The sequence below is a fragment of the Microcoleus sp. B7-D4 genome, assembly GCF_036705125.1.
In the GTDB taxonomy this organism is placed as follows: Bacteria; Cyanobacteriota; Cyanobacteriia; order Cyanobacteriales; family Microcoleaceae; genus Microcoleus.
The window spans coordinates 120,646-127,226 of the sequence record NZ_JAUBTT010000009.1 but is presented as its reverse complement, the minus strand read 5'-3'; the positions used below and the strand labels follow the sequence as shown (position 1 = coordinate 127,226).

General features: G+C 44.3%; 5 protein-coding genes. 2 read left to right on the top strand and 3 right to left on the bottom strand.

The features are described from left to right. Positions 1 to 157: 157 nt before the first annotated feature. Positions 158 to 1,489, bottom strand: a complete 1,332-nt coding sequence (locus QUB12_RS05775) for a serine/threonine-protein kinase (RefSeq protein WP_333138158.1) — start codon at positions 1,487 to 1,489, stop codon at positions 158 to 160. A gap of 91 nt (positions 1,490 to 1,580) precedes the next feature. Next, positions 1,581 to 2,576, bottom strand: coding sequence for a pentapeptide repeat-containing protein (locus QUB12_RS05770; RefSeq protein ID WP_333138160.1), 996 nt, complete (start codon positions 2,574 to 2,576; stop codon positions 1,581 to 1,583). Positions 2,577 to 2,687: 111 nt separating this feature from the next. On the opposite strand from QUB12_RS05770, the gene QUB12_RS05765 reads away from it, so the two are divergent. Beyond that, positions 2,688 to 2,921, top strand: a complete 234-nt coding sequence (locus QUB12_RS05765) for a hypothetical protein (RefSeq protein WP_333305905.1) — start codon at positions 2,688 to 2,690, stop codon at positions 2,919 to 2,921. 9 nt (positions 2,922 to 2,930) lie between these two features. Here the strand turns inward: QUB12_RS05765 and QUB12_RS05760 are convergent, their stop codons facing one another. Beyond that, a complete protein-coding gene (locus tag QUB12_RS05760; protein WP_333305903.1) occupies positions 2,931 to 4,622 on the bottom strand; it encodes a hypothetical protein in 1,692 nt (563 codons plus the stop codon). 70 nt (positions 4,623 to 4,692) lie between these two features. Here QUB12_RS05760 and QUB12_RS05755 point away from each other — a divergent pair, with 70 nt between their 5' ends. Continuing rightward, positions 4,693 to 6,192 (top strand): NAD(P)/FAD-dependent oxidoreductase, encoded by a 1,500-nt coding sequence (locus QUB12_RS05755; RefSeq protein ID WP_333305901.1) that lies wholly within the window; start codon positions 4,693 to 4,695, stop codon positions 6,190 to 6,192. Positions 6,193 to 6,581: the final 389 nt, after the last annotated feature.

The following is a 6,581-nucleotide window of genomic DNA, read 5'->3' as shown; positions in this document are numbered from 1 at the left end:
GCCCGTCCTTTTTGGACGGGCGGGACGCCCATCCCACAATAACAATTAAAATTGTAAGTTATTTAATTCGCGATCCTAAGTGAGCGCGTCACCCATTTTGAGTTGGGAAATGTCTATTATACAAAAAAAAATCACCAAGGCTTCGCCCTACAAAAATTTATCTTAAATTTAACCAATCTTGAATTTCTTGCGCTAACCAAGCCGCCTCAACCTCTTTCAAATTTGTTGCTAAAGTATAAAAGTAAGTTCCCCTCTCGTTACCTGAACGAATCCTGATTTCATTTCCCTGATAAGTATTGTATAGAAAAGCACCCAAAATCTCAGAAACTTCCCCCCTTTGTCCTAAATAACTCCAACCAAATATCTGATGTTCCAGTTTAAAGTAGTTCCGGTTAAAGGTAATTTTAGTACCATTGCCCAAAATCTTAACTAAGATACTTGCTATAAGCGGAAAAAATCCTAATCCCATAGTCACATTTACTTGCAAATATGCTAAGACTATCGGCCAAGATAGCAGTATAGTTAATATTCCTATAAAAGCACCTGAAAAAGGCTTTCTGACTAAACGAGACGGAATTTTAATCTTTAACTCGGTCGCTGATTTGCTAACTTGAATGCGACTGTGACGCGGTTTAGCAATTTTCCTCACAGTCTCAATTTGAAGATTAGCCCCTTGTATGTTTCCCGATTTCAAAGCTGCTAAAGCCTCTCTAGCCTCGCTGAAACGCTTTTCTAACGCGATTTCCGTCATCTTCTCAATCCAGCTTACCAAACTAGGACTCACACTCACGCGATCGCTAAACTGAATCCGAGAATCTTTCTGTGGCAAATCCGCAGGAGTCACCCCCGTTAACAAATGAATTAAAGTAGCTCCCAAAGCATACAAATCCGAAGCCGCCACCGCCCGCCCCCAAAACTGTTCTAAGGGTGCATAGCCACTCGTTCCTACCACTGTAAACGTTACACCTGTCACCGCCGCTTGAGCTTGTACCGCACCAAAATCTACTAGATAAACCTGCTGATTTTCCCCCAAAATTAAATTACTCGGCTTAATATCTCGGTGCAAAACCGGGGGACTCAATTCATGCAAATAAATTAAAATTTCTAGCACTTCAGTGGCAATTTTTCGTACTTGTTTTTCTGAAAAATGCTGACCATTTTCTAAAAAGTCCTGAAGCGAAAACCCCGGAATATAATCTTGCACTAACCCAAACCAAGGGAATCCTGCTCCGGCTTCCCGCTCCAGGGAAAAATAATCTCGATAGCAAGGAATGCGGGGATGATTTAGCGCCTGCAAAACTTGTGCTTCTCTTTCAAAAAGCTTGAGTTCTTCCCACTGCATTTCCGGGCTAAAAGCTAACATTTTCAGCGTCACCTGTTCTTGAGACTCTAAATCTACTGCTAGCCAAGTTTGATGACCGGCCGCTGTGCGTCCTAAACGCTGTTGCAATTGATAACGTTCTTGTAAAATTTTTCCGGGATTTAACACAGCCTAGTCCTATTTTGTTTAAATATATGAAATTTCCTTAACTATTAAATTAACTATTTTGCCGACAGCGTTAAATTGCTAGTACAAGTAATTATCCGTGGATTTCTCCATTCGGCATAATTGTACCGCGCCACTGAGCACCCGTTAAATTAGCAGTGCTCAAATCTGCCCTAATCAAATTTGTGCGGTGCAAAATTGCCTCCCGAAAATCTGTTCTAGCCAGGTAAGCATCAGTCAGATCAGCTTCACTCAAATTTGCCTGATTCAAATTAGCTCGACTCAAATCAGCCCTCACCAAATTAGCGCGACTCAAGTCAGCCATAACTAAATTAGCATTGCTCAACTTAACATCAGGAAGAAATGCACCCCGCAAGTTAGCGCCAGCAAATTCAGCATCAATTAACACAGCTCTTTCCAACTTAGCATTTGTCATTACAGCCCAAGAAAAATTTGTTTCTACCAAAGTTGCTTCAGTCAAAAATATGCCATCTAAAATAGCTTCGCTCAAATTCGCCTGAGTCAGATTTGCTTCCCCCAGAGATGCTTCTGTCAAATTCGCGTGACTGAGATTAGCTTTAGTCAAATCGGCACCTTGCAAATTGACGCCCCGCAAATCGGCACCTTGCAAATTTGTACCCCGCAAATTTGCACCCTCAAAAATCCGCACCTCCTTCCGCAAATTTGCACCCCGCAAGCACGCCCCGCGCAAATCGGCACCTTGCAAATTCACACCTCGCATATCTGCATCGCTCAAATTTGCATCAATAAAAACTGCCAAAGAGATGTTGGCTTTGCGAAAGTCTGCACCTTGCAAAGTCGCTCCGTGGAAGTCTGCATCAGACAAATTTGCTCCGCTCAAGTTCGCTTGATTTAAGTTAGCACCGCACAGCTTTGCATTAGTTAAATTTGCGCGCTGAAGGTTAATTCTGCTCAGGTACGACATCGCTAAGTTTGCACCCCAGAGGTCAGCATTACTTAAATTGACGCCAATTAAATCGGCACCGCTCAGGTATACCCCTCTGAGATTCATACCTTGAAAATCTAGTTCTCCTGATGTATATCGCCTTAAAATTTCGCTGGCATTCATATTTTTTTTGTTGTTAATTAGGTACAATCTGCTATTTCTAGGCTGCTTAAATTTCTGTTCGCGCAGGCGGACTTAGTTTGTGTAGCGCCAGACTTGAGTCTGAGAAATTTGATGAAATTTCTTGAATTTCAGTTGACGCAGGCCGACTTAGTTTGTGTCGGGAGCATCTCACCTTTGCAGCCCTCCGCTAGAAATTGGAGTTTTGAGGCAGGAGGCAGGAGGCAGGAGGCAGGAGGCAGGAGGCAGAAGGAAAGAGGAAGAAGGAAGGAGCCAGAAGAAGGAAGGAGCCAGAAGAAGTATTTTTACAAATATGAGATGCTCCCGTTTGTGTCACCCCAGACTTGAGTCGAGCGTTTAATGAGTTTGATTGACAAATTCTTGAGTCCAAAAGACTGTTTTGTTGCCTAACTGTCGCCCGTGAATTTTCACATGAGTAAGATATTTGGATTTTAAAGTACACAGTTTTTTGTGAATGTAGGTAGCTGTAGCCTGTTGGTTTGGTACTTCAGCCGACTCCAGAATCACATGGAGCCAACCGTCTTTAAATCCTACTGTAGCAGCAATTCCTTTAGGCTGTAGCAATTGATTAATCAATTGGGCGATCGCCTTTGGTTTGCCTTGTTTTGCCATTTCCAGAAGCTGATACTGATTTGCTTTATGGCTCGAGTTTTCCTGCGGGATGTCTGAAATATTGTCAACCAAGTTTTCTGTGCTTTCAGAAGGATATTTTCCGCTTTCTTTTGACTCCAATTCGCTCAAAATTTCCAGCAATTTATCGGTAAACTTCTGAACTTTTCCTACATACTCTCGGAGATTTTTATATTTCCAGTACAAACGCTCCTCTACACTTCCCGTAGAAATTTTTCCGTTCAAAGCAGCTTCTAACTGGGTGAATATATTTTCTATTTGCGCCGTTGCGGAGTTAGCACTTTGACTGACTAATTCTGTCATTTCTTCTTCCAATCCCAACTTTCGTTTGATGGAATCGCTAATATTTATAATAACAGGAGCCGCCGGTTCTAAAATTTCGATAATAGTCGGCATTTCTGCAACGGGGAAGGTTTCTACGATTTCCGGTCTGAACTCGGTAGCATAATTATTGCTGGTTTCGGGTTCTTTAAACTGTAGATTTTCTGCCGTGTCCGGCACTAAGTAACTCTTCTGGGGGTCATAATGATAGTGAGGTGGAGCAGCTTGAAGGATGTGAGTAATCTCGCCTGGATCAAAATAATCGGTGGGCCTGTCCACCATCTCGCTCTCTTCATAAACACTGTTGTTTAAATGTGTCTGATCGTAATCTTCACTAGCCGAAGATTCGGCTTCATAGGATTCTTCCTGTTGCATTTTTGCGTAACAAGGATTCATCGCTTTGATGATTACGCTCGCAGCTTGATCGTTTTCATCTCTGTTGTCGAGATTGCTAGCAGTTCTGTATAAATGAGATTCCAGTTCGGCTAGGCTGCCACAGACATTAAACAGTTGTCGCAGCAGAGTGTCAAGTTCTTGAGTTTTCAGCAGTAGCCAGTCGCGATCGCTAAAAGTAAACTCGTGATAAAGACTCGAAAAAATTAGGATTTTCGCCCTCAGCGGATTTGTTTGCTGCAAAATTTTTTGTCTGACATCAAATAAAGAACCGGGGTTTCTTGTCCTTTCTTCGCTGCTGGGTATTTCCGAACTAAAGTGATCGTCAAATGCGGGAGCTTCCTGACCGCCAAAACTAGATATGTTTATTTCTAATTTGGTGAAGTCTTCAAATTCATACAGCCTGCTAAGTTGACAGACTATGAGGTCTGCTACTAAAGCATACTCGGTTTTTTTATTAACCTTAGAGACTATACTGTTTAAAACTGCTTCAATATCTTCTAACCTGCTGTATTTGGCGCACAGTTCTTCGATTAAAATCCTTACATCGGCGCTGGCGAGTTGGGCCGGGTCGTTTTCCCATAACTCTTTACAAGCAAAAAATATTATTTTTTTAATGCGCGAGAGATTCACGTCTTGTTCTAATTCGCGAACAACTTCATCTAAAATAGATAAAGCTTTCATAGTTTTCCTCCCATAAAAATACCCTGTCAACACTCAGCAAGAAATAATACAATTATACCACATTTGATAAATGCAAGACTTTGATGCGATCGTAATTGGCAGCGGTATTGGGGGCTTAGTCGCAGGCTCGATGCTAGCCCGCTACGGGAAGCGGGTGCTCGTCTGCGAGAGCCACACAATAGCGGGCGGGGCAGCTCACAGCTTTTCGCGCCGGGGATTTCACTTTGATTCGGGGCCTTCTTTTTATTGCGGTTTGACTGACCCCCTGTCGTTCAATCCTTTGCGACAAGTTTTTGATGTTTTGGAGGAATCGATCGCAGCAATTTCCTACGATCCGCTGGGGCATTACCATTTTCCAGAGGGAAGTTTACCGATTTATGCTGATGCCAGAAGTTACTTAGATGCTGTAGCTAAGTTCGCACCGCAAGGTGCCGTAGAATTGCAGCAATTTCAACAAAACTTATTAGTTTTGTATGAAGCTTTGCGTGGAATTCCGGCTTTAGCGCTGAGATCCGACTGGCAGTTGATACCTGTTTTGCTGTCTCGGTACTCGCCTGCTTTGCTGAAGCTGTTGCCGCTAGTAGGTGCGATCGCGGGTTCAGCAGGTTCCTTGATGGATCGCGATGTGCGTGACCCTTGGGTGCGGCGCTTGATCGATTTGGAGTGCTTTTTGCTGTCGGGTTTGAAAGCGCACGGAACTGTCGCGCCGGAAATAGCTTTTATGATTGGGGAACGATCGCGCTGTGCGATCGAATATCCTGTAGGTGGCAGCGGTGCGATCGTCGATGCTTTAGTCAGAGGTTTGCAGCGCTGGGGAGGAAAATTGCGCCTGGGAGCTCCCGTCGAGCAAATATTAGTTGAATCCGGCAAAACCACTGGCGTTCGCTTGAAAAATGGCGAAGTTATCCGCGCCCCAATTGTCATTTCAAATGCCACAATCTGGGATACTTATACAAAATTACTGCGGCCTGAAGATTTGCCGGAAAGCTATCGAAAAAACGCTTTGTCGATGCCAGCAGTAGACAGTTTCATGCACCTACATTTAGGCATTAAAGCCGAAGGACTCGAAGGTTTGACCGGCCACCACGTCGTCGTTCACGACAGCAAGATTGACATTACAGTACCCGGAAATACTTGCATGATTTCGATTCCTACAGTGTGGGATGCAACTCTCGCGCCGCCCGGACATCACGCCGTTCACGCTTATACATTGGAACCTTACGAAGGTTGGGAATATGGCGAATTGTATCAGCAGAAAAAGCAAGAGCGATCGCAATCTCTGTTTCAAGCTTTAGAAAAAATTATACCGAATTTGCGATCGCGAATAGTCTTAGAGTCGATCGGCACACCGCTAACCCACGCCCGATTTTTACGCCGATATCAAGGAACTTACGGGCCTGCAATCGCCGCCGGAAAAGGCACATTTCCCGGCCCGCAAACACCAGTCAAAGGCTTGTATCGCGTGGGAGACAGCACCATGCCGGGAATTGGCGTACCCGCTGTCGCAGCATCGGGTATTTTGTGCGCGAATACTTTGGTAAATTCCGATGTGACAGCACAATTTTTGTAAGCGAAGGAAGTTCGGCAACGGATTTTGTAACGGATGTAACGGATGTAACGGATGTAAAGGATAGAAGGAAGAAGGAAGTTCGGCAACGGATTATGTAACGGATGTAACGGATGTAACGGATTAACTGGTTCCCAGCCAGAGGCGGGGAACCGAGATCCAGAGGCTCTGCCTCGCTGGCAAAAAAACAGGAGGCAGAGCAATAGTGAAATGCGTTCCCAGCCAGAGCCAGGGAAGGAGGAAAACGAGGAAAAAACTACTTTTTACAAAATCTGCCTGCTGCCAAAACTGATTATCCACCAGCGGCAAAAGCGCCCATAATTGCGATCGACAAAGCCAAACCTGGCAACAGCAGCAATCCTAACATCAAAGCATCGTGTCCGCTCATCACT

Excerpts from the sequence above, each read along its gene's own strand:
- QUB12_RS05760 (WP_333305903.1), bottom strand. The coding sequence starts at position 4,622 with ATGAAAGCTTTATCTATTTTAGATGAAGTTGTTCGCGAATTAGAACAA.
- QUB12_RS05765 (WP_333305905.1), top strand. The coding sequence starts at position 2,688 with ATGAAATTTCTTGAATTTCAGTTGACGCAGGCCGACTTAGTTTGTGTC.
- QUB12_RS05770 (WP_333138160.1), bottom strand. The coding sequence starts at position 2,576 with ATGAATGCCAGCGAAATTTTAAGGCGATATACATCAGGAGAACTAGAT.
- QUB12_RS05755 (WP_333305901.1), top strand. The coding sequence starts at position 4,693 with ATGCAAGACTTTGATGCGATCGTAATTGGCAGCGGTATTGGGGGCTTA.